16 protein-coding genes and 1 tRNA gene are annotated in these 21,676 nt (G+C 65.1%); 7 read left to right on the forward strand and 10 right to left on the reverse strand.

What is annotated here, in order from left to right; genetic code table 11:
• Nucleotides 1-251: 251 nt before the first annotated feature.
• Together ACOCG7_RS25290 and ACOCG7_RS25295 are read right to left on the reverse strand one after the other, a co-directional pair.
• The gene (locus ACOCG7_RS25290; RefSeq protein WP_244744807.1) at nucleotides 252-1,283 is read right to left on the reverse strand and encodes a threonine aldolase family protein; all 1,032 of its coding nucleotides are present in this window, start codon (nucleotides 1,281-1,283) and stop codon (nucleotides 252-254) included.
• Between the two features lie 613 nt (nucleotides 1,284-1,896).
• The gene (locus ACOCG7_RS25295; protein ID WP_244744806.1) at nucleotides 1,897-3,489 is read right to left on the reverse strand and encodes a YbfB/YjiJ family MFS transporter; all 1,593 of its coding nucleotides are present in this window, start codon (nucleotides 3,487-3,489) and stop codon (nucleotides 1,897-1,899) included.
• Between the two features lie 116 nt (nucleotides 3,490-3,605).
• Here ACOCG7_RS25295 and ACOCG7_RS25300 point away from each other — a divergent pair, with 116 nt between their 5' ends.
• Complete coding sequence (locus ACOCG7_RS25300) at nucleotides 3,606-4,526, forward strand: LysR family transcriptional regulator (RefSeq protein ID WP_244744804.1); 921 nt, start codon at nucleotides 3,606-3,608, stop codon at nucleotides 4,524-4,526.
• Between the two features lie 59 nt (nucleotides 4,527-4,585).
• Here ACOCG7_RS25300 and alaS read toward each other — a convergent pair whose 3' ends face one another.
• Nucleotides 4,586-7,210 carry an alanine--tRNA ligase gene (gene alaS, locus ACOCG7_RS25305; RefSeq protein WP_073431219.1) on the reverse strand — a complete coding sequence of 875 codons (2,625 nt, stop codon included), beginning with the start codon at nucleotides 7,208-7,210 and terminating at the stop codon, nucleotides 4,586-4,588.
• Between the two features lie 294 nt (nucleotides 7,211-7,504).
• On the opposite strand from alaS, the gene ACOCG7_RS25310 reads away from it, so the two are divergent.
• Nucleotides 7,505-8,725 (forward strand): CaiB/BaiF CoA transferase family protein, encoded by a 1,221-nt coding sequence (locus ACOCG7_RS25310; RefSeq protein ID WP_244744803.1) that lies wholly within the window; start codon nucleotides 7,505-7,507, stop codon nucleotides 8,723-8,725.
• Between the two features lie 34 nt (nucleotides 8,726-8,759).
• On the opposite strand, the gene ACOCG7_RS25315 is transcribed toward ACOCG7_RS25310, so the two are convergent.
• Nucleotides 8,760-9,305, reverse strand: coding sequence for an RBBP9/YdeN family alpha/beta hydrolase (locus ACOCG7_RS25315; RefSeq protein ID WP_227470954.1), 546 nt, complete (start codon nucleotides 9,303-9,305; stop codon nucleotides 8,760-8,762).
• Nucleotides 9,306-9,429: 124 nt separating this feature from the next.
• Entirely contained in the window at nucleotides 9,430-11,199 is a 1,770-nt protein-coding gene (gene ggt / locus ACOCG7_RS25320) for a gamma-glutamyltransferase (protein ID WP_244744802.1), read from the reverse strand.
• Between the two features lie 388 nt (nucleotides 11,200-11,587).
• Here ggt and ACOCG7_RS25325 point away from each other — a divergent pair, with 388 nt between their 5' ends.
• A complete protein-coding gene (locus ACOCG7_RS25325; protein ID WP_244744801.1) occupies nucleotides 11,588-13,297 on the forward strand; it encodes a glutamine--tRNA ligase/YqeY domain fusion protein in 1,710 nt (569 codons plus the stop codon).
• A gap of 140 nt (nucleotides 13,298-13,437) precedes the next feature.
• Nucleotides 13,438-14,457, forward strand: coding sequence for a transporter substrate-binding domain-containing protein (locus tag ACOCG7_RS25330; RefSeq protein ID WP_244744800.1), 1,020 nt, complete (start codon nucleotides 13,438-13,440; stop codon nucleotides 14,455-14,457).
• 79 nt (nucleotides 14,458-14,536) lie between these two features.
• Here ACOCG7_RS25330 and ACOCG7_RS25335 read toward each other — a convergent pair whose 3' ends face one another.
• Both ACOCG7_RS25335 and ACOCG7_RS25340 read right to left on the reverse strand, forming a co-directional pair.
• On the reverse strand, nucleotides 14,537-14,986 hold the full coding sequence (locus ACOCG7_RS25335; RefSeq protein ID WP_244744988.1) for an NUDIX hydrolase: 450 nt from the start codon (nucleotides 14,984-14,986) through the stop codon (nucleotides 14,537-14,539).
• Nucleotides 14,987-15,071: 85 nt separating this feature from the next.
• A complete protein-coding gene (locus ACOCG7_RS25340; RefSeq protein ID WP_073431215.1) occupies nucleotides 15,072-15,461 on the reverse strand; it encodes an RT0821/Lpp0805 family surface protein in 390 nt (129 codons plus the stop codon).
• An 80-nt stretch (nucleotides 15,462-15,541) separates the two neighbouring features.
• Between ACOCG7_RS25340 and ACOCG7_RS25345 the strand changes: the two genes are divergently transcribed.
• Nucleotides 15,542-15,997, forward strand: a complete 456-nt coding sequence (locus tag ACOCG7_RS25345) for a hypothetical protein (protein WP_244744799.1) — start codon at nucleotides 15,542-15,544, stop codon at nucleotides 15,995-15,997.
• A 35-nt stretch (nucleotides 15,998-16,032) separates the two neighbouring features.
• Here the strand turns inward: ACOCG7_RS25345 and ACOCG7_RS25350 are convergent, their stop codons facing one another.
• Nucleotides 16,033-17,427 (reverse strand): cytochrome-c peroxidase, encoded by a 1,395-nt coding sequence (locus ACOCG7_RS25350; RefSeq protein ID WP_244744798.1) that lies wholly within the window; start codon nucleotides 17,425-17,427, stop codon nucleotides 16,033-16,035.
• Nucleotides 17,428-17,711: 284 nt separating this feature from the next.
• Here ACOCG7_RS25350 and ACOCG7_RS25355 point away from each other — a divergent pair, with 284 nt between their 5' ends.
• Together ACOCG7_RS25355 and ACOCG7_RS25360 are read left to right on the forward strand one after the other, a co-directional pair.
• Nucleotides 17,712-19,289, forward strand: coding sequence for an acid phosphatase (locus tag ACOCG7_RS25355; protein ID WP_244744797.1), 1,578 nt, complete (start codon nucleotides 17,712-17,714; stop codon nucleotides 19,287-19,289).
• A 371-nt stretch (nucleotides 19,290-19,660) separates the two neighbouring features.
• The gene (locus ACOCG7_RS25360; RefSeq protein ID WP_244744796.1) at nucleotides 19,661-20,044 is read left to right on the forward strand and encodes a DUF427 domain-containing protein; all 384 of its coding nucleotides are present in this window, start codon (nucleotides 19,661-19,663) and stop codon (nucleotides 20,042-20,044) included.
• A 35-nt stretch (nucleotides 20,045-20,079) separates the two neighbouring features.
• Here the strand turns inward: ACOCG7_RS25360 and ACOCG7_RS25365 are convergent.
• Nucleotides 20,080-20,153: transfer RNA gene (locus ACOCG7_RS25365), tRNA-Arg, on the reverse strand.
• Nucleotides 20,154-20,450: 297 nt separating this feature from the next.
• Nucleotides 20,451-21,281, reverse strand: coding sequence for an undecaprenyl-diphosphate phosphatase (locus ACOCG7_RS25370; RefSeq protein ID WP_073431210.1), 831 nt, complete (start codon nucleotides 21,279-21,281; stop codon nucleotides 20,451-20,453).
• Nucleotides 21,282-21,676: the final 395 nt, after the last annotated feature.

The following is a 21,676-nucleotide window of genomic DNA, read 5'->3' on the forward strand; positions in this document are numbered from 1 at the left end:
TTGCGTGTCGTGCAGGTCGTGCAGGTCGTGCAGGTCGTGCAGGTCGTGCAGGTCGTGCAGGTCGTGCAGGTCGTGCAGGTCGTGCAGGTCGTGCGATGCGGGTGTTCAGCAGGTGGTTCCGTGGCTGGTTTTACGCCTGACTTCAACGTGCGGCTATCGCACTTCGCTCGGTATGCGGCTTCAGCACCGCGGTCGGCGCGCGATCCCAACGCGAGCGCGGCACCGATGCGGCGTCCAACTCCAATACGAACTCACGCCGCGCACAGGTCCCGCAGTTCGGCGGCGAAACGCTCGACGGTTTCCGGCTGCGTGTCCCACGCGCACATCAGCCGGCAACCGCCCGCGCCGATGAACTCGTAGAACTTCCAGCCGCGCGTGCGCATCGCGCTCGCGGCTTGCGGGGGCAACTGCGCGAAGACCGCGTTCGATTCCGCGGAGAACATGATGCTCACGCCGGGGATTTCCCGCAACCGCGTCTGCAGCAATTGCGCCATTGCGTTCGCATGACGCGCGTTGCGCAGCCACACGTCGTTATCGAGCAGACCGAGCCAGGGCGCGGAGATGAAGCGCATCTTCGAGGCCAGTTGGCCGGCCTGCTTCAGCCGGTAGGCGAAATCGTCGGCGAGCGTCCGGTCGAAAAACACCACCGCTTCACCGACCGGCAAGCCGTTCTTGGTGCCGCCGAAGCACAACACGTCGACGCCCGCGCGCCACGTGATCTCCGACGGATGCACGTCGAGCGCGGCGACCGCGTTCGCAAAACGCGCGCCGTCCATATGCACTTTCAGATGACGCCGTTTGGCGGTTGCCGTGATCGCCCGCACTTCGTCGACGCTGTAGACGGTGCCGACTTCCGTCGATTGGGTCAGCGTGACGACCTTCGGCTTGGGGTAATGGATGTCGGCGCGGCGCGTGATGACCGCTTCGATCGCCTCCGGCGTGAGCTTGCCGCCGACGCCCGGCGCGGTCAGCAGCTTCGAGCCGCCCGAGAAGAATTCCGGGCCGCCGCATTCGTCGGTTTCGATGTGCGCGAGTTCGTGGCAGATCACCGAGTGGTACGACTGACACAGCGACGCGAGCGCCAGCGAATTGGCCGCCGTGCCGTTGAACACGAAGAACACTTCGCAGTCGGTCTGGAACAGTTCGCGCAGACGGTCGCAGACCTGGTTGGTCCAGGAGTCGTCGCCGTAGGCCGGTTCGTGGCCGCTGTGGTTGGCGGCGATCAGCGCCTCGAGCGCTTCGGGACAGATGCCGGCGTAGTTGTCGGACGCGAAATGTTGCATGGATGGCGGCGCGTCCGGCGACGGGCGCGCTGAGATGGCGGAAAAGCGGTCATTTTAGAGCGCTGCGGGGTGATTTGTTTTTTTGGCGGTGGGTTGGGTGGCGGTCCGGTGGCGGTTTGACTTGCCGTTGGTCGATGCGTTGGTCGCTGCGGCCGAGGGGGCATGCGTCGACCATCGCGGCGATGGCGCGCGGCCACTTACGGTTTAGGGGCGGCGGTCGGCAGCAGTATCAATCGCGCATTCGGCGATGGTTGCGGCGATGGGCCTTGCGGCGGGTTCGACACGCCATTCGTTGCAGCGGCAAGCGGGCAACCGGCGGTGACAGCGGACAGGTTCGCTACGGACGCGTCGATACGCCCATTAATCGCAATCCGGTGACGGTTACGGCGAACGCCCCTGGCTTGGCACGCCATGCGTTGCAGCGGCAACCGGCGGTGGTCGCGAACATGTCCGCTACGGACGCGTCGATACGCCCATTAATCGCAGTTGCAAGCGGCCACCCAGGACAGTTACGGCGAGCGCCCCTTAGCTCGGCACGCCATACGTTGCAGCGGCAGGCGGGCAACCGGCGGTGGTCGCGAACATGCCCTCTCCGGTCGCCTCGATCCTTCCCTCAACCGCAGTTGCAGGCGGGCATCCGGCCGCGTCCGCGCGACATCCGCGTCACGACGATCAGCCCGGCCGCGCCCAGCAGCAACGCGCCCGCCGCCAGCCACAAGGCGGGCGAAAACGATCCGGTTCGTTCAGCGATCGGCGCGGCGACAAGCGGACCGACGATCTGACCGACGCCGTAGGCCGCCGTCGCGTAGCCCATCAGACCGGCCGCGTCGTCGCCGCGCAGACGCCGCGCCTCGCGCATCGCGAACAGCGTGATCGCGGTGAACGGCAGGCCGATCAGGATGCTGCCGAGCGAAAAGCCGCCCGCCGTCGGCCAGACGATACCGAGCGCGATGCCCAGGGCCTGTAGCACATAGCAGCCGGCGAGCAGCGTGCGGTTATCCCAATGCACCGGCAGGCGCGCCGCGAGCAGTGCGCCGACCATCAGCGCCGCGCCGAACATCGGCCAGAACAGATCGGGCCACGACGAGCCCGGCAGCGCATGGCGCGCGATCACCGGCAGGAAAGTCGCGGTGATGATGTAGCCGAAGCCGGGGACGCCGTAGAGCAGGATCAGCCAGAAGGCGTCGGCGCGGTGCGGGGTTGGGGTCGGCGACGTTGGAGTCGGCGACGTTGGGGTCGGCGACGTTGGGGTCGGCGACGTTGGGGTCGGCGAGGTTGGGGTCGCCGAGGTTGGGGTCGCCGAGGCTGCGTTCGCCCAGGTTGGGTTCGCCGAGGTCGGGTTTGCCGAAGTGGAATTCGCCGCAGTCGGGTTCGCCGAGGTCGGGTTTGCCGAAGTGGAATTCGCCGCAGTCGGGTTCGCCGAGGCCGGGACCGCCGGCGTCGGATTCGCCAGAGCGGGATTCGCCACGCTTGAGCCCACAACGTATTGGCTCGTGGCGTGTCGGTCTGCAACACGCTGGTTTGCATCGGTTGCGCCGGCGGAAGCGGCCGCGCGCGCATTCGCACTGCCCGCACTGCTCCCACTGCGCGCCGACGAGCCCGCCGCCGCTCCGAAAACTGGCCAAACCACGATCGACAGCACCGCCGCGATCAGCCCAAAGCCGATCCACCCGGCCGTGGCGCCGTAGCCGCCGGCGGCGCTGACCAGCAAACCCGTCCCGGCAATCCCGAAGCCCGGCCCCGTATAAATCACCCCGCCCCAGCCATGCGCGCCCAGTTCGGCGAGCCGCCGCAAGCCCCACTGCGAGGCGAAAACGAAACTCCACGCGCTGACCGCGCCGGCGACGAAGCGTACCGCCGCCCACACCCAGAACTGATTCGTGACGCCCATTGCCAGGGTCAGCAGGGCGGTGGCGACGAGCCCCGCACGCACCATGCGCGCCGGTTCGACCCGCAGCGCCGCGCAGGTCACCGCGCCGACAAAATAGCCCGCGTAGTTGAACGACGCGAGCCAGCCGCCGTGCTGGATATCGATCTGCGGCTGACCCGACGCGCCGCCGTGGAGCATCAGCGGCAACAGCGGCGTGAAGGCAAAGCGCCCGATACCGAGGACCACGGCCAGCGTCACCATGCAGGCGAGCGCCGCGCGCCGGGCGGCGTCCCGTTCGGACGAAACGTGCTGCGTGGGGGAAGCGAGATCGTTCATGAGCAGGCGAAAAATGATATCGGACCCGGCGGTCACCGGTCTCAAAGCATATTAGCTTGACCTTTGGATCATGAAAAATGAATAATTTGGATGCCAACCATCGCCAGGAGAGAATCGTGGATCTGGCCGCCTTGACCATCTTTCGCGCCGTCGTGCGAGAAAACGGCGTGACGCGCGCCGCCGCCAAACTCAATCGCGTGCAATCGAACGTCACCACGCGCATCAAGCAGCTCGAGCAGCAACTGGGCACCGACCTGTTCATCCGCGACGGCCGCCGTCTCGTGCTGACGCCCGCCGGCGAGACGCTGCTGCCCTACGCGGAACGTCTGCTCGCGCTCGCTGACGAGGCGCGTCATGCGGTTCGCGAGGACCGTCCGAGCGGACGCTTGCGGTTGGGCACGATGGAAAGCGTCGCGGCAACGCGTCTGCCGGCCTTGCTCGCGCGCTATCACCAGCAGTGGCCGGCTGTCGCGCTGGAACTCGAGACCGGCACGACCGGCAAGCTGATCGAACGGGTGCTCGAGTTCGAGGTGGATGCGGCTTTGGTGGCCACGCCGCCGGATCCGGCGTTGCTCGGTGAAATGTTCGAGACAGTGTCGGTGTTCAGGGAAGAACTGGTGATGCTGACGCCGCGCGGGCATCGGCCGATTCACGAGGTGCGGGACATTGCGCTATCGACGCTGATCGCGTTCGAGCGCGGATGCGCTTACCGGAGCTACATCGAGAATTGGTATCTGGAACATGGCGTGAGGCCGGCTCGCGTGCTGGAGCTGGGTTCGTATCACGCAATCGTGGCATGCGTGGCCGCGGGCGCGGGGGTGGCCGTGGCGCCACGGTCAGTACTGAATTTGCAGACCGATGCCAGCAATATCGCGGTTCATGCGCTACCGGATATCGGCGTGATCGAGACGCTTCTCGTGTGGCGGCGCGGGCATTTTTCGCCGGCGCTCAATGCGTTGAAGCAGACGCTGCTGGCTCGCGACGATGCGGTGGAATCGCCCGCGGTTACAGCGGTTACAGCGGTTGATGCCGGCTGATCGCAAACCACGCGGGACGCTAAAACCGCAGCGCCCGCGTGGCACAAATCAACCTCGACTCAAAGCTGGGCTTCGACCCAGCCCTTGACGCCGGCAAGCGCCGCCGGCAGATTGGCCGGCTCGGTGCCGCCCGCCTGGGCCATGTCCGGCCGGCCGCCGCCCTTGCCGCCGACCTGCTGCGCGACGAAGTTGACCAGCTCGCCGGCCTTGACCCGCTTGCTCGCATCGGCCGTCACACCGGCAATCAGGCTCACCTTGCCGCCCTCGACCGAGGCCAGCACGATGGCCGCGCTCTTGAGCTTGTCCTTCAGCTTGTCGACCGTCTCGCGCAGCGTCTTCACGTCCGCGCCGTCGAGCGTTGCCGCCAGCACATGCACGCCGGCCACTTCGATCGCCTGACCGGCCAGTTCGTCGCCCTGGCTCGACGCCATCTTCGACTTCAGCGCGCTCAGTTCCTTCTCGAGCGATTTCACCTGGTCCTGCACCTGCACGATCCGCTGCGTCAGTTCCGAGGGCTGCGCCTTCAGCGCGGCCGCTGCCGCATTGATCTTCGCATCGAGGTCCTGCACGAAGCGCACGGCGTTGTCGCCCGTGATCGCCTCCACGCGACGAATGCCCGCCGCCACGCCGCCTTCCATCACGATCTTGAAGAAGCCGATGTCGCCGGTGCGATGCACGTGCGTGCCGCCGCACAACTCACGCGAGAAACCCAGATCGAGCACGCGCACTTCATCGCCGTACTTTTCGCCGAACAGCGCCATCGCGCCGCCCTTCACCGCTTCGTCGAACGGCATGACGCGCACGATACCCGGGGCGTTCGCGAGCACTTCGGCGTTGACGATTTCCTCGACGCGGCGGATCTGTTCGTCCGTCATCGGCGCGTTATGCGCGAAGTCGAAACGGGTCTTGTCGGGATCGACCAGCGAGCCCTTCTGCTGCACGTGCGAGCCGAGCACTTCGCGCAGCGCCTTGTGCATCAGGTGGGTCGCCGAGTGATTGCGGGCCGTGCGGGCACGGCGCACCGCGTCGATTTCCGCCTTCACGACGTCGCCGACCTTCAGCGTGCCCTGCTCCAGCGTGCCGTGATGACCGACCACGTCGGCCTGCACCTTCAGCGTGTCGGCGACGGCAAAGCGCACGCTCGCGTTGGCGAGCAAACCCTGATCGCCGACCTGGCCGCCCGATTCGGCATAGAACGGCGTGTGGTCGAGCACGACGACCGCTTGCTGGCCGTGGCTCACTTCCCGCACCGACGCGCCGTCCACGTACAGCGCGATCACCTTCGCGTCGTCGAAGACGATTTCCTCGTAGCCGTGGAACGTGGTCTTCGCGCCCGAGTATTCGAGGCCCTGCGCCATCTTGAACTTGCCCGCCGCGCGAGCCTGTTCGCGCTGGCGCGCCATGGCTTCGTCGAACGCGGCTTCGTCCACCGTGACTTCGCGCTCGCGGCACACGTCCGCCGTCAGATCGAGCGGGAAGCCGTAGGTGTCGTGCAGCTTGAATGCGAGTTCGCCGTCGAGCGTCTTGCCGCCCTTCGCTTCGAGATCGGCCAGCGCGCTTTCGAGAATCGACATGCCGTGCTCGATGGTTTCGAAGAAGCGCTCTTCTTCCTGGCGCAGCACGTCGGTCACGCGTTGTTCGGCTTGCTTCAGTTCAGGATAGGCGCCGCCCATTTGCGCGACGAGGTCGGCCACCATGCGATGAAAGAACGAACCCTTCTTGCCCAGCTTGTAGCCATGCCGGATCGCGCGGCGCACGATCCGGCGCAGCACGTAGCCGCGGCCCTCGTTGCCAGGAATCACGCCGTCGACGATCAGGAACGAGCACGCGCGGATGTGATCGGCGATCACCTTCAGCGAGTTGTTCGTGAGGTCGCTCACGCCGGTTTCGCGCGCGGCGGCCTGGATGAGCGCCTGGAACAGGTCGATCTCATAGTTGCTGTGCACGTGCTGCAGCACCGCGGCGATACGCTCCAGGCCCATGCCGGTGTCGACGCACTGCTTGGGCAGCGGCGTCATGTTGCCCTGGGCGTCGCGGTTGAACTGCATGAACACGAGATTCCAGATCTCGATGTAGCGGTCGCCGTCTTCCTCAGGCGATCCCGGCGGGCCGCCCCACACCTCGGGACCGTGGTCGTAGAAGATTTCCGAGCATGGGCCGCACGGCCCGGTGTCGGCCATCTGCCAGAAGTTGTCCGATGCGTAGCGCGCGCCCTTGTTGTCGCCGATGCGGATGATGCGCTCGACCGGCACGCCCACTTCCTTCGCCCAGATGTCGTGCGCCTCGTCGTCTTCCTGATAGACCGTGACCCACAGCTTGTCTTTCGGCAACTGATAAACGCCCGTCAGCAATTCCCACGCGTAGTGGATCGCGTCGCGCTTGAAATAGTCGCCGAACGAGAAGTTGCCCAGCATTTCGAAGAACGTGTGGTGACGCGCGGTGTAGCCGACGTTTTCCAGATCGTTGTGCTTGCCGCCGGCGCGCACGCTGCGCTGCGCGGTCGTGGCACGCGAGTACGGACGCGACTCCGCGCCGAGGAACACATCTTTGAACTGCACCATTCCCGAATTGGTGAAGAGCAGCGTGGGGTCGTTGCCGGGCACAAGGCTCGACGAGCGAACGATCGTATGGCCCTTCGATTCGAAGAACTTGAGGAATTTCTCGCGGATTTCGGCGGCTTTCATAGCGTGCGGGGGACGGGTTTGCCAGTTCCCTGGCTGTTACCGGCGGCATCGTAGGATGCGCCAACTGTTTGTTTCTTAATCGGCCGATTATACGGGATCGGCGCGCCTGCGCGGCAGCGCGCCGTGCGGGTTGGCCGTTCGGCCAGGATTCGTCGAGCCGGATCGGACATCGCCGGCGCGTCGTTCGTCCTATGACGTTCGGCTGACTCCACCCGCGTGCCGGAATCGCTTAAGATCGCCTCACATCCGCGGCGCGAGATGCGCCGCCTCGGCTACCAGGAGACAACGACGAATATGGGCGCTCTCAGTCACATCCGCGTGCTGGATCTCACACGCGTGCTCGCCGGACCGTGGTGCGCGCAGACCCTCGCCGATTTCGGCGCCGACGTCATCAAGATCGAGCGCCCGCGAGTCGGCGACGACACGCGCCACTGGGGGCCGCCATACCTCAAAGCGCCGGACGGCGCGGATACCCGCGAGGCCGCGTACTACCTCGCCGCGAACCGCAACAAGCGCTCGGTCACCGTGGACATCGCATCGCCCGAAGGCCAGCGGATCATTCGCGAACTGGCCGCGCAAAGCGACGTGGTGCTGGAGAACTACAAGGTCGGCCAGTTGAAGAAATACGGCCTCGATTACGCGTCGCTCAAGGAAGTGAAGCCCGATCTGATTTACTGCTCGGTGACCGGCTTCGGGCAGACCGGGCCGTATGCGCAGCGAGCGGGCTACGACTTCATCGTGCAGGGCATCGGCGGTTTCATGAGCATTACCGGCGAACGCGACGGCCAGCCGGGCGGCGGTCCGCAAAAGGCCGGCGTGGCGATCGCCGACCTGATGACCGGCATGTATTCGACCATCGCCGTGCTCACCGCGCTCACACACCGCGACCGCACGGGCGAAGGCCAGTACATCGACATGGCGCTGCTCGACGTGCAGGTGGCGATGCTCGCGAACATGAATTCGAATTACCTCGCCAGCGGCCAGCCGCCGGTGCGCTGGGGCAATGCGCATCCGAACATCGTGCCCTACCAGACCTTCCAGACGAGCGACGGCTGGATCATCGTCGCGGTCGGCAACGACGGGCAGTTCCGCAAATTCGTCGAAGCGGGCAGCCGCGCGGAACTGGCCGACGACGAGCGTTTCGCCACCAACCCGGCTCGCGTGCGCCATCGCGAAGTTCTCGTGCCGATTCTCGCGGAAATGGTTCGACTGCAGGGCAAACAGCAGTGGATCGCGGCGCTGGAGGCGGCGGGCGTGCCGTGTGGGCCGATCAACGATCTGGGCGAGGTGTTCGAGAACGAGCAGGTGGTGGCGCGCGGCATGCAGGTGGATCTGCCGCATCCGTCGGGCGGCACGGTCAAGCTGGTGCGCAACCCGATCAATATGACGGGCACGCCGCCCGAGGCGTTGACGCATCCGCCCACGCTCGGCGAGCACACCGAGAGCATTTTGCGCGACGTACTCGGTTACGACGAGGCAAGGATCGCGGCGCTGCGGGCGCAGTCGGTGATTTGAGCTTGCCGGCGCGGCGCGGGCACAAACGTCGGGCTCAACCTCGCTCGCCGAATGAAGCCAGCCAGCGCCGCCCTTCTTCCCAATCGCCGAGCCCGCTATCGGCGTTGATGTGGCCGCGCGGACCGAGGTCGATCCAGCGGCTGCCCCAAGCGTACGCACAGGTCTGAGAGAACGGCACGCCGCCGTACGGATCGTCGCTGCTCGCCACGACGATGCTCGCGAACGGCAAGCGCGTGAGCGGCACCGGCGCAAAGCCGCTCGCGTCCTCTGGAAAATGAGCCTCGGACGGATCGGGCACCGCCACCAGCAACGCGCCCGCCACCTTCGCAAGCTGCTTCGCGCTCGCATATCGCGCCGCCCAGAAAGCGGTCGTCAGGCAGCCCAGGCTATGCGCGGCCAACACCACCGGCGCGCGCGCCGCGGCCACGGCGGCGTCGAGCGTGCGGCACCAGGCATCGCGCACCGGATGATCCCAGTCGGGCATTGGCACCCGCAGGCACGAGGCATCGAGGGCTTCCCAGCGCGTTTGCCAGTGACCGGCGCCGGAGTTTTGATAACCGGGCAGGACCAGTGTGGTCATGTTTTGTTGTGTGGTTGCGTGTTGTGTCATTGCGTTCCCCGCCGCCGTTTGCGACGATCTTCGTTGCCATTCTTTCTGGCCGTTGGCTTTGCAGTTCGTTTCGCTCGCGCGGCCGGCGCCCGCTTCAACGGATCACGCGAGCCACACCCGCGCCGCGCGGATCCGCCGCCGGCTCGGGCAGCGTGCCGTCGATGCGAATCATCTGCACGTCGCCGTTGAACGACTGCCCTTCCAGCGCGTAGCCCGTGCCTTGCAGCTGCTCGGCCAGCTCGCCCGTAATCGGATGATACGGCTCGAAGTAGATCGTCTTCCGTGGCAGCAACTGATGATGGAACCGCAGCGCGGCGAGCGCATCGGTGGGCGTCATGTTGAAGTCGTAGAGATCGGTCATCACCTGGAAAATCGACGTCAGGATACGCGAGCCGCCCGGCGTGCCGATCACGAGCGACACCTTGTCGTCCTTCAACAGAATCGTCGGCGTCATCGACGAGAGCGGCCGGCGTCCCGGCGCAATGGTGTTGGTGTCGAGGCTGTTCACGCCGGGCTGACTTGCACCCGCAGTGCTCGCGCCGCTCGGCTTCGTGACGAAGTCGTCCATGGCGTCGTTCAGCAGAAAGCCGCCGCCGTCCACCACCACCCCCGAGCCGAATGGCCCGTTCAGCGTGTAGGTGTTCGAGACGGCATTGCCCCACTTGTCGACCACCGAGAAATGCGTGGTTTGCGCCTTTTCCGGCATCGCGTCGCCGAGGCCGGGTTTCACCGGCGTCGCGCCCGGCACTTCGTCGGGCTTGACCTCGTCGGCGCGTTGCGCGAGGTAGGCGTCGTCGAGCAGTTTGTCGACCGGCACCTTGAACGAATCCGGATCGCCCATGTATTGCTGCCGATCGGCGAACACGCGGTCCTCGATTTGCGCGATCAAATGGATGTACGGCGCGGAGTTCAACTCGACACCGTCGAACGCCTGCTTCAGCGCGGCCTTCATTTTCAGCATCTGGATCAGGCCCACGCCGCCCGAGCTCGGCGGCGGCGCCGTGACCACCCGGTAGCCGTTCCAGTCGGCGGTGAGCGGCTGGCGCCACACGGCCTTGTATTGGATCAGGTCCTGTTTGGTGACGAGACCGTGGCCGTACATTTGCTGGGCGATCAGTTCGGCGGTGCGGCCTTCGTAAAACTCGCGGCCGCCGTCGTCGGCGATACGCGCCAGGGTTTGCGCGAGTTCCGGCTGGCGGTACGTCACGCCCGCCTTGAGATTCGAGAAGTAGGCGTCGAAGTTGGTCTTGCCCGCGAAGGTCTTCACCACGGCGTCGCGGCGCTGCTGCAGCCAGGGCTCGGCCTGGAAGCCGTCGGTGGCATAACGGAGCGCGGGCCCCAGCACCTGCTTCCACTTCAGCTTGCCGAAACGGCGCTGCGCCTGCCACATGCCGTCGACCGTACCCGGCACGGCCACCGCGCGATGGCCGACGGCGCTCATGCCCGGCACCGGGTTGCCCTTGTCGTCGAGATACATCTCGCGGGTCGCCTGTTGCGGCGCGCGCTCGCGGTAGTCCAGAAAGTACGGCTTGCCGTCCATGAACACGGTCATGAATCCGCCGCCGCCGAGGTTCCCCGCGTCCGGCGCAGTCACCGCGAGCGTGAACGCGATCGCCACGGCGGCGTCCACCGCGTTGCCCCCGGCGGCGAAGATCTGCTGCGCGGTGTCCGCGCTGTAGCGATCGGGCACGGCAACCGCCGACGCGTCGAGCGCGGCCTTCGGCGGCGGCGTTTTCGCGAGCGCCGGGGCCGGCGTGACGACGCTGCCGGCGAACGCGACGACCAAGGCCGAAACCATGACGAGACGGGCGAAGGAGACAGAAGCGAAAGGCGCGCGAGGCGCGTCGTGCGTCGGGACTGACATCCGAGAAACTCCGGAAACGAAGGGCGCCACGGGGCGCGAGCAGACAGGATTCGGGCGCGGTGGCAAATGGGCGGTGCTTCTGGCAACAGCGGCTGCCGTGCTTCCCGCGCGGTGCGGCTTGTGCGGAAATTCAAAGGCGGCGGCGCTTCCCGCGCGGCTCGCATCCCGAACTGCGCGCCCCGCGCCGCTCGCATCCTAAGTCGGCGGCGCGCGCGTCGACAAAACGTTTTACCTCCTGTTACAGCGCCGGCCCCGCCCTTGAATTTCCGCGCAAACCGCCCGAACATGGGCCGCGCGCCGCACTCGCCTGCCGCGAAGGGCCTCGTCAGGTAGAATTAACGGATAAGTGGGCGCATTGCGCACCCCCGACAGACTTTCACCTTCTCGCATGAATACCGAACGCAACGACGCGCCAGCGGCATCCAATTTCATCCGCAACATCATCGACGACGACAACCGCAGCGGCAAGTGGGGCCAGCGCGTCGAAACGCGCTTTCCGCCCGAGCCGAACGGCTATCTGCACATCGGCCACGCCAAGAGCATCTGCCTGAATTTCGGCGTGGCGCGCAGCTACGGCGGCGTGTGCCATCTGCGTTTCGACGATACGAACCCGGAAAAGGAAAGCGTCGAATACGTCGACTCGATCATCGACGCCGTGCGCTGGCTCGGCTTCGAATGGGAAAAGGACGGCAAATCGCAGCTCTACTACGCGAGCGACTACTACGACAAGCTCTATGAATTCGCCGAACTGCTGATCGAGCGCGGCAAGGCGTATGTGGACAGCCAGTCGGCGGAAGAAATGCGCGCGAACCGCGGTTCGGCAACCGAGGCCGGCACGCCGTCGCGCTTTCGCGACCGTTCGGTGCAGGACAACCTCGACCTGTTCCGCCGCATGAAGGCCGGCGAGTTCAAGGAAGGCGAGCACGTGCTGCGCGCGAAGATCGACATGGCCTCGCCGAACTTCAACATGCGCGACCCCGTGATCTACCGGATCCGCTTCGCGCATCACTACCGCACCGGCGACAAGTGGTGCGTGTACCCGATGTACGACTACACGCACTGCATCTCGGACGCGCTGGAAAACATCACGCATTCGCTGTGCACGCTCGAGTTCGAGGACCATCGTCCGCTGTACGACTGGATCCTGAACGAGCTTGCCGACGCCGGCATCTTCACGCGTCCGCTGCCGCAGCAAATCGAGTTTTCGCGCCTGAATCTGACCTACGCGATCACCAGCAAGCGCAAGCTGCTGCAACTGGTGAACGAAGGCCATGTCGACGGCTGGGACGATCCGCGCATGCCGACCATCGTCGGCGTGCGCCGGCGCGGCTTCACGCCGGCGTCGATCCAGTTGTTCTGCGAGCGCATCGGCGTCACCAAGGTCGATTCGTGGATCGACATGAGCGTGTTCGAAGGCGCGCTGCGTGACGATCTCGACGAAAAAGCGCCGCGCGTCGCGGCCGTGCTCGATCCGGTCAAGCTGATCATCAACAACTTCCCGATGGGTCTCACCGAGCCGTGCAGCGCGCCGGTCCATCCGCATCATCCGGAACAGGGCGTTCGCGAATTCCCGATCTCGCGCGAGCTGTGGATCGAGCGCGACGACTACACGGAAACGCCGCCGAAGGGCTACTTCCGCCTCTTCCCCGGCAACAAGGTGCGCCTGCGTTACGGCTACGTGATCGAATGCACGGGCGCCGACAAGGACGAGAACGGCAACGTGGTCGCGGTCCACTGCAACTACTTCCCGGACAGCAAATCGGGCACCGAAGGCGCGAACAACTACAAGGTGAAGGGCAACATTCACTGGGTCAGCGCGGCCGCCGCGTACCCGGCCGAAGTGCGCATCTACGACCGTCTGTTCAAGGAGCCGCAACCGGACGCCGGCGGCCGCGACTTCCTCGAAGCGCTGAATCCCGATTCCAAACGCGTGGTCAACGCGTACCTCGAGCAGGGCGCGCACCACGCGCTGCCCGAGCAGCGCTATCAGTTCGAACGCCACGGCTACTTCGTCGCCGACCGTGTCGATTCGAAGCCGGGCAAACCCGTATTCAATCGCATCGTGAGCTTGCGCGACAGTTGGGGCAAGCCGGCGTAAGCTGAAGCGGATGCCGCTCGCGGCATGACCAGCGCTGATCGACGGCGTGCATTCCGCTCACGGGATGCACGCCGTTTCGTTACCAGAGTTCTATCGACAAACGCGGCGCAGCCATGTTCACGCGCCGGCCCGGAGATCCGATGAAAGTTGCAGCCCGCCGCGAAGCGACTCCAGGGAACACGGCAAGCGGACCGCATCGTCATGCGGGCGCCGTTGCCGCCGCACACCTCGCGCGCTCATCCCGTGCCGCACGTTTCGCGCATCGCGCGCGCCGCGCGCTCGTGGCGTTGGCGACATTGGGCGCGGCGTCGCTCGCCTGCGCCGCCAACACCGAAGAGCTCACCGGAACGCTGAAAAAGATCCACGACGACGGCGTCGTCACACTCGGCGTGCGTGAAGCATCGATTCCCTTCTCGTACTTCGACGGCAAGCAGACAGTCGGCTATTCGCAAACCATCGCATTGCAGATCGTCGACGAGATCAGAAAGACGCTCGGCATGCCGCAACTGCGAGTGCACGAAGTCACCGTGACCTCGTCGAACCGCACGCCGATGCTGCTGAACAACCAGATCGATCTGGAATGCGGCTCGACCACGCATACGGTGGAACGCGAAAACGCGGTCGCTTTTTCCAACAGTTTCTTCCAGTACGCGGTGCGCATGATCGTGCGCAAGAGCAGCGGCATCAGCGATTTTGCGGACCTGGCCGGCAAGACGGTCGTGACCACCGCGAGCACCTCCGACGAACGCCTGCTGCGCCGTCTCAATGCAGACAGGCATCTGAACCTGCGCATTACCGCAGCGCGCGATCACGCGGAAGCATTCGCGGCGCTCAAGGAAGACCGGGCGGTGGCGTTCGTGATGGACGAGCCGATCGTCTACGGTTTCAAATCGACCGACCCGCGTCCCGGCGACTTCGTGGTGACCGGCACGCCGCTCGGCTACGAGGTTTACGCGTGCATGTTTCGCAAGGGGGACGAGCCGCTCCGCAAGCTCGTGAACGGCGTGATCGCGCGCGGACAAATTTCCGGCGACGCGGAACGGTTGTACAAACAATGGTTCACGCAGCCAATTCCGCCGCACGGCATCAACCTGAATTTCCCGCTGTCGGAGCAGAACCGCGCGCTGTTCGCTCATCCGAACGATCGCGCGCTGGACTGAGGCCGGCTGGCGTCCGGCTGCGATCGACACCGATTGAACTTGCGACTGCCGGCGCGCCGGGGTTGCGCGCCGTCGCGGCCTATAACGACCGATGCAGTTCCGCCAGCGATAGCGTGGTCTGAAAGAGCCGCGTGAGACTGCGGCTCGCATATTTCTCGACTTCGTGCGGCGCGACCCAGCGGTATGAATCCATCTCGGGAATCAGCGTGCCGTCGGAGCGGCGCGGAAACAGCGACGTGCAGGTGCATGAACTCAGATCGAGTTCGCATGCCTCGGCGCGTGCCGCGAACAGATGCAGATCCTTGTCGCGCCGGTAGACGAACAGGCCGAGGTCTTTCAGACGCCCGGCCTCGATCGCGATGCCGGTCTCCTCGACCATCTCGCGCAGCGCCGTGACGTGCGGCGCCTCGCCCTCCTCGCCATGTCCTTTCGGAATGTCCCAGTGCGACGTTTCGGTGGCGTGCGCAAGCAGCACTCGCCCGTCCGGATCGAGCAGCACGATGCCGCAGGAGACGACCCGCGCGGCCATCATCGGCGCACCGCGCCGGCCGGATGACCCGCGCCGGGACGCACCCGCGGCAAGCCGACGCGCGTTGTCATGCCGGCTCGCATGCTCAGTGCTTTTTCTGCAACTGCCAGTTGCCGCTGCCCTGCTTGCAGAATTGCGGGCGCAGGTTCATGGATTGCCCCTTCGCATTCAGCACGACGCCGACGTCGCGGCAGGTGCGCTCACCCATCTTCGCCGTGTTCCCGGCGGTGATGGTGGCGTCGATCTTCACGCTATTGCCGGTGCCTTCGTTGAGCCAGTTCGCGCTTTCGCCGTCCTGCTTGTCGTTCAGCACGGCGAAGACGGCCTTCTTGATCGAATCGACGTCGCGTTGCTTCATGTAGCTGACCGGCGTGTCGTTCAGAAACCCGAGATTCGCCGCTTGCGCGCCCACTGCGGTGGCAATCAACAGGGCGCCGGCGGTCAGATGAAGCAGGACGCGAGTTCGCATCGACATGAAGAATTCTCCTCGAGAAGTGTTTGGGGCGGTCTCGAACGCGCTTGTCGCGGCTCGTGATTGGACCCCAAAAGCATAGCATGCCGCCCTCGATGCGCCGCCGAAGCAGTGACCATGCCGCGGCGAAATTCGCCGCATTCATTGACGCCCCGGCCCACGCGCCGCCGTGGCACACGAACGATCGGCAGGGCTGGCGCTCCGTGTTTTCGGACCCGTCAAGTATGTTTTTATCGGGCGTGTTCCTAAGATCGCTCTATTGCGCGCAGCGCGCCAGCGAGCCCTATTCAACACTTCAGATGAACGTCTATCTCACCCTCGAAACGCTCGCCGTCGCCCTTGCGCTGCTTTGTGTGGCGCTCATGCCGGCCTCTATCCGCATCGATACCGGTCTCGCGCGACGCATCGTGCCACTGGACAGACTGCCCGGCATGCGCTGGCCCGCTCTGCTGACCCGCGCCGGGCTCGTATGCCTCCTCGCATCCTTTGTCCTGCTGCTCGTCGCCTGCTATTACATTCTGGCCGGCACCGGCTGGTAACCACGGCCTGGCGGCCGCTTTCCTCTTTCATCGGTTCAGTTCGCGGCGACTGCCTTGGTCTTTTCGGCGACCACCTTGCCGCCCGCTTCATATCCATCCGTGAGCGTATTCAGAAACGCCACCACGTCCTTGATTTCCGCCTCGTCGAGCGCCGGCTTGTCGCCCGGCTTGCGGTCGAACGGCGGCTCGGTATTCAGGTTGTCCCAGTAGCGCCGCGGCAAATCGTCGAATTTCCGCACACGGCCGTTGACGACCGGATAGAACTTCTCGGGATGCGTGTCCCGCTCGGCGTAAAAGCGCAGCACCTGTTCCAGCGAGTCGTAGATGCCGTTGTGGAAGAAGCGCTTCTTCAACGCGACGTTGCGCAGCGTCGGCGTGCGGAACAGGCCGCAAAACTCGGCGCGGCCCTTCAGATCGGTACGCTCCGGCCCACACGCGCCGAGGTCGTAAAAATGCGGATCGCGATTCACCGGCAACGCGCGATTGCGCGGCACGCCGATCGCGATCAGGCCGAAGTCGCTGAACTGCGGCGGCGCGCCGTCCCGCGTGCGCTGGCTGATGTGGCAGCTCGCACAATTGCCCTTCGTTTCGTCGTTGAACAGTTGCAGGCCGTGAAGTTCGGCCTGAGTCAGTTGCGCCTTGCCCGCCAGAAATGCGTCGTACTTGCTGGTGTACGGATAGAAAATCCCGGGTGCCTGCTCGAACGTTTCGAGCGCCTGCAACACGGCTTTGAACGTCGCTTCGTCGCTATCGAAAATGCGCGCGCCGAACGCCGCGCGGAAAGCGTCGGCATACGGCGCGGCTTTCACCGCGGCCGTGACCCTGGCCGGCGTGCTGCCCATCTCGAACGACGACAGCAGCGGAATGCGAGCCTGGTCGGCGCCGCGGTCGACGCGGCCGTCCCATGTCAAACCACCGGTCGGCCCCGCGTCCACGCTTTCGTCGCCTTCGTCGTCCGACTCGTGATAGTGCTCGGCGAACGCGGGCACCGATTGCAGATATTTGAGCGTCGGCGCGGCGCGCATGCCGGTACGGTGCATGTCGCTGCCGCCCAGTTGCACGGGCAACGCATTGGCCGGCGAAAACGCGTGGTCCGGGCTGTGGCACGACGCGCAGGCGAGTTTGCCCGAGCCGGATAACGACGCATCGAAGAAAAGCTGTTTGCCGAGCGCCGTCATTTGCCGCACGGATTCGTAGACTTGCGCGCGGCTTTGACCGGCTGGCTGGCCGGCGACCGGCGTGGCTGAAGCCGCTGTTGGCGCGGCCGCGCGCGATCCGCTGACGGCAGCGCTCGCGCCACTCGCGCCACTCGCGGCGCTTGCAGCGGCAGCGAGCGTCGCCGCAGCACCCGCAGCCGACTTCCCCGCATCGCATGCGGCCAACGTCATCGTCATTCCGGCGAGCATGAACGCCGTCAGCGGCGCCTTCATCGTCGTCGATCCGACGCATCGCCGCGCCCGCGCCACAGCGCTCCGAATCCCCGTCAAGGCAAGCCGCATAGGAATGATGTGAGTTCGCGATATCGAAGTCCGCGAGCGTATTTCATGCATATGTCGCTCACATGACATGCGGCCGACCAAAAGCATCTCGAACCAAGCTGTTCGTAAGGCGAAACACATCGTGCTGTCAACTTTCCTTGCGAAACTTTCCCGGACGGCCACCCATGCAAGGCATCACGCGGCCCGTCCCCAACGCGAGAGAGAACCCACATCTTATGAACAAGAAATTGATCTGCGCGGCGCCCCTGGCGATCGCAGCAGCGTTGAGCCTGTATGCGTGCGGCGGCAATGAGATCACGCAGCCGGACATCACATCGATCAAGACGGTCGTGGTGATTTACGCGGAGAACCGCAGCTTCGACAACCTGTACGGCAACTTCCCCGGCGCGAACGGTCTGCAGAACGTGTCGAGCGCGAGCGCGACGCAGGTGGATCGTGACGGCACGCCGCTCGCGACGCTGCCGCAAGTCTGGAACGGCCTGACGCAAACCGGCGTGACGCCGGTGGTGACGCAGGCGATGACGGCCAATCTGCCGAACAGCCCGTTCGCGATCGACGACCCGAAGGGCTTCAACACGCCGATCACCGCGACCACGCGCGACCTGTATCACCGCTTCTACGAAAACCAGATGCAGATCGACGGCGGCAAGAACGACAAGTTCGCCGCGTGGGCCGATTCGGGCGGCCTCGTCATGGGCCACTACACGCTCGACGCCGACAAGCTGCCGCTGTGGAAGATCGCACAGCAGTACACGCTGGCCGACAACTTCTTCATGGGCGCGTTCGGCGGCTCGTTCCTGAATCACCAGTGGCTGGTGTGCGCATGCACGCCGGTCTATCCGAATGCGGACAAGAGCCCGGCGGCGGCTTCGATTTCCGCGGTGGAAAGCGACGGCATCACGCTGAAGCTCGCCAGCAACTCGCCCGCGTCCGCGTTGAGCGGGCCGCCGAAATACGTGCTGTCGGGCAACCTGACGCCCGACTTCTACGCGATCAACACGATGCAGCCGCCGTATCAGCCGAGCGGCAACAAGGCGGCCGCGGGCGGCGACGCGAACCTCGCCGATCCGGCCGCGGCCACCACGCTGCCGGCGCAAACGCAGCAGCACATCGGCGATCTGCTGAACAACGCCAAGGTATCGTGGGCGTGGTATGGCGGCGCGTGGGGCGCAGCGTTGTCGGCGGCGCAAACCGGGACGTCGAACGTGATCTACGGCGCGAATCTGTCGGCGCCGAACTTCCAGCCGCATCATCAGCCGTTCAATTATTTCGCCGACCTGGCGCCGGGCACCGCGAACCGCGCACAGCATCTGCTCGACGGCGGCCTCGCCGGCTCGGAGTTCATCAAGGCGATCGATAACGGAACGCTGCCGCAAGTGACGTTCTACAAGCCGCAAGGCAACCTGAACGAGCACCCCGGCTACACGGACGTCGCGTCGGGCGACCAGCACATCGCCGATGTGATCTCGCATCTGCAGAAGAGCCCGCAGTGGAACAACATGCTGGTGGTGGTGACATACGATGAAAACGGCGGCTTCTGGGATCACGTCGCGCCGCCGAAGGCCGACCGCTGGGGCCCGAGCACGCGCATTCCGGCGTTGATCATCTCGCCGTACGCGAAGAAGGGCTACGTCGATCACACGCAGTACGACACCACATCGATCCTGCGCTTCATCACGCACCGCTTCTCGCTGCCGACGCTGCCGGGCATCGCCGCGCGCGACGCGGCGCTCGCGAGCAACGGTGGCAAGCCGATGGGCGACCTCACCGCGGCTTTGAACATCCGGCAATGAGTAGCGTAGCAGCGCGAGGGGTGTGGGGGTTCGAGTCCCCTGCACTCGCGCCGGCGTCGGACGTTCAGCGATGAATGTCCGACGAAAGCGCTCGGCAATCCGGCGCGCGGCCACCGACAGTAAGCAACAGTCGGCCTCGTGACGAGGCTTTGACAGGGCAGCTCCGGCTGCCCCTTTTTTGTTTTCGGCGCGCGCACCGGCGACGTCGTCACGCCCGCTCGCCGACGTGCTCGCGTGGCGACACAACGGGGCTTGCAATACAGCGTATGCTTCGACCGAAGGCGCGATCATCGTGTCGTCGCGAGCGGCGGCGGCGCTGAATTCCCGGCAATGCGTCGCAGCTTGGTCCACTCTTCCAGGAGCCCGACAGCATGACTGAAAAAACCATCAAAATCCCCGGCCCCGACCATCCAATCACCGTCGAACCGGCCAACGCGCGCGTCATCGTGACCGTGGCCGGCCGCGTGATCGCGGATACGAACAAAGCGCTGGCGCTGCGTGAAGCGTCGTATCCGGCGGTGTATTACATTCCGCGCGACGACGTCGACATGGCGCTGCTCGAGCGCACCGATCACGCAACTTATTGTCCCTACAAAGGCGATTGCGCTTACTACAGCATTGCGATCGGCGGAGAGCGCGCGGTGAATGCGGTATGGACGTATGAGTCGCCTTATGCGGCCGTGAAGGAGATCGCGCGACATCTCGCGTTCTATCCCGACCGGGTCGATTCGATCGACGTGCGGCCGGTAGCTTGAGAGGCAATGCGCGGGAATGCGCGCAAGATTTGAAGTACGGCAGGAGGGACTCGAACCCACCACCCTCGGCTTAGAAGGCCGATGCTCTATCCAGCTGAGCTACTGCCGTAATGAAGAGAGGCGATGCTACGCCAGGCTACGGCGTACAACGTGCATCACCCGCAATGAGAACCCGCGATCGGGAATTGGAATTGTGTGGGATCGCGCCACACACGGTCGTGGCATATCGAAATTCTAACTGACCGGCGCGGAGACTGGAAATCTCGCTCCGCGGGGTCGTCGGCATTCGTCATAGCCACGCCGGAAAACAAACAGGCCCGGCGGGTTGAGCCGGGCCCGGATTATAACCGATCGCTCCTTGCGCGCCAGCACGCGGGCGCGCAACGAGGACGGACCTCGAACGCGATCAGACCGGTTGCGGATGCAACAGGAACCAGCCGAGAAACACGATCCCCGCGATCACGCAGTACACGCCGAACGAAGCCAGACGTCCGCGACCTTCGAAATAGCGCATCAGGAAACGCACGCTCAGATACGCGGCGATCGCGGTAAGCACGCCGCCCAGCAGGGCGTCCGCCAGTTGACCGGGCGCATGAAAGAGCTTCGGCAATTCGAGCAGGCCCGCCGCGAAAATGATCGGCGTGCCGAGCAGAAACGAGAACTCGGCGGCCTTCTCGGTGGTCAAGCCGGCCGCATTGCCGGCGATCATCGTCAGACCACTGCGCGAAAAACCTGGAATCAGCGCGCCGACCTGAGCCAGCCCGACGAGAAACGCCTGGCGGAACGTCATCTTCTCCGGCGGCTGATGCGCGCGCGAGCGTTGCAGGCGGTCGCCGAACCACAGCAGCACGCCGTTGACGATCAGCGCGATCGCGACGATGCGCAGGTCGTGAAAAATCAGTTCGAGCCGCTTCTCGAGCAGCAGTCCGACGATACCCGCCGGAATCGTGCCGATGATGAGCGCCCACATCATGTGCGCGTCGTCATTGCGGCGGCCGCCGAGCGAGGCGAAGAAGCCGCGCACCAGCGCGCACCAGCGCTCGCGGAAGTACCACAGCAGCGCGAACGCGGTGCCGAGGTGCAACGCGACGAGAAACGGCAGCAACTGCGGCGCGTGCTTGTCGATATGCATGTCGAACAATGCGGGCACCAGCAGCGTATGACCGAGACTGCTCACGGGAAACAGTTCGGTGACGCCTTGCAGCACGCTCAGAAAGATCAGAAACGACAGGTTCACGCGGCGGTCCTTGTAAGGAAAGTGTCGGGGAACAGCGCGCCGCAAGGGAGTGACCGGCGCGTCAAAAGCGCGTCGATTATGCCTGGCTGCAATGTCAGCGCCAAGCGTTTGAGCCTCGATCGGGGAAATATTGATGCGCTGCGTCACAACTGGAAACCGTTGTTACGCGCCGGAAAAAGAAACGGGCCGCCGCGAACGGCGACCCTGTCATCATGAGAAATTCGTGAGCTTCAAGCGACCGGCTTCACGCCAGTGCGCAGTGGCGGGCCGGCAGGCGAAACGAAAGGTGGGATCAGCGCTCGAGCTGGTAGAAAAAGTAGACCGTGCTTGCTGCGAACATGCCGAACAGTGCGACACCCATTGCCATTGCGAGATCCATCACGCCCTCCTGAGCC

This window comes from Paraburkholderia sp. DD10 (assembly GCF_049177125.1).
GTDB lineage: Bacteria > Pseudomonadota > Gammaproteobacteria > Burkholderiales > Burkholderiaceae > Paraburkholderia > Paraburkholderia terricola.

Excerpts from the sequence above, each read along its gene's own strand:
- ACOCG7_RS25310 (WP_244744803.1), top strand. The coding sequence starts at position 7,505 with ATGGGCGCTCTCAGTCACATCCGCGTGCTGGATCTCACACGCGTGCTC.
- ACOCG7_RS25295 (WP_244744806.1), bottom strand. The coding sequence starts at position 3,489 with ATGAACGATCTCGCTTCCCCCACGCAGCACGTTTCGTCCGAACGGGAC.
- alaS (WP_073431219.1), bottom strand. The coding sequence starts at position 7,210 with ATGAAAGCCGCCGAAATCCGCGAGAAATTCCTCAAGTTCTTCGAATCG.
- ACOCG7_RS25290 (WP_244744807.1), bottom strand. The coding sequence starts at position 1,283 with ATGCAACATTTCGCGTCCGACAACTACGCCGGCATCTGTCCCGAAGCG.
- ACOCG7_RS25335 (WP_244744988.1), bottom strand. The coding sequence starts at position 14,986 with ATGGCCGCGCGGGTCGTCTCCTGCGGCATCGTGCTGCTCGATCCGGAC.
- ACOCG7_RS25315 (WP_227470954.1), bottom strand. The coding sequence starts at position 9,305 with ATGACCACACTGGTCCTGCCCGGTTATCAAAACTCCGGCGCCGGTCAC.
- ggt (WP_244744802.1), bottom strand. The coding sequence starts at position 11,199 with ATGTCAGTCCCGACGCACGACGCGCCTCGCGCGCCTTTCGCTTCTGTC.
- ACOCG7_RS25325 (WP_244744801.1), top strand. The coding sequence starts at position 11,588 with ATGAATACCGAACGCAACGACGCGCCAGCGGCATCCAATTTCATCCGC.
- ACOCG7_RS25360 (WP_244744796.1), top strand. The coding sequence starts at position 19,661 with ATGACTGAAAAAACCATCAAAATCCCCGGCCCCGACCATCCAATCACC.
- ACOCG7_RS25350 (WP_244744798.1), bottom strand. The coding sequence starts at position 17,427 with ATGAAGGCGCCGCTGACGGCGTTCATGCTCGCCGGAATGACGATGACG.
- ACOCG7_RS25330 (WP_244744800.1), top strand. The coding sequence starts at position 13,438 with ATGAAAGTTGCAGCCCGCCGCGAAGCGACTCCAGGGAACACGGCAAGC.
- ACOCG7_RS25345 (WP_244744799.1), top strand. The coding sequence starts at position 15,542 with ATGCCGCCCTCGATGCGCCGCCGAAGCAGTGACCATGCCGCGGCGAAA.
- ACOCG7_RS25340 (WP_073431215.1), bottom strand. The coding sequence starts at position 15,461 with ATGTCGATGCGAACTCGCGTCCTGCTTCATCTGACCGCCGGCGCCCTG.
- ACOCG7_RS25355 (WP_244744797.1), top strand. The coding sequence starts at position 17,712 with ATGAACAAGAAATTGATCTGCGCGGCGCCCCTGGCGATCGCAGCAGCG.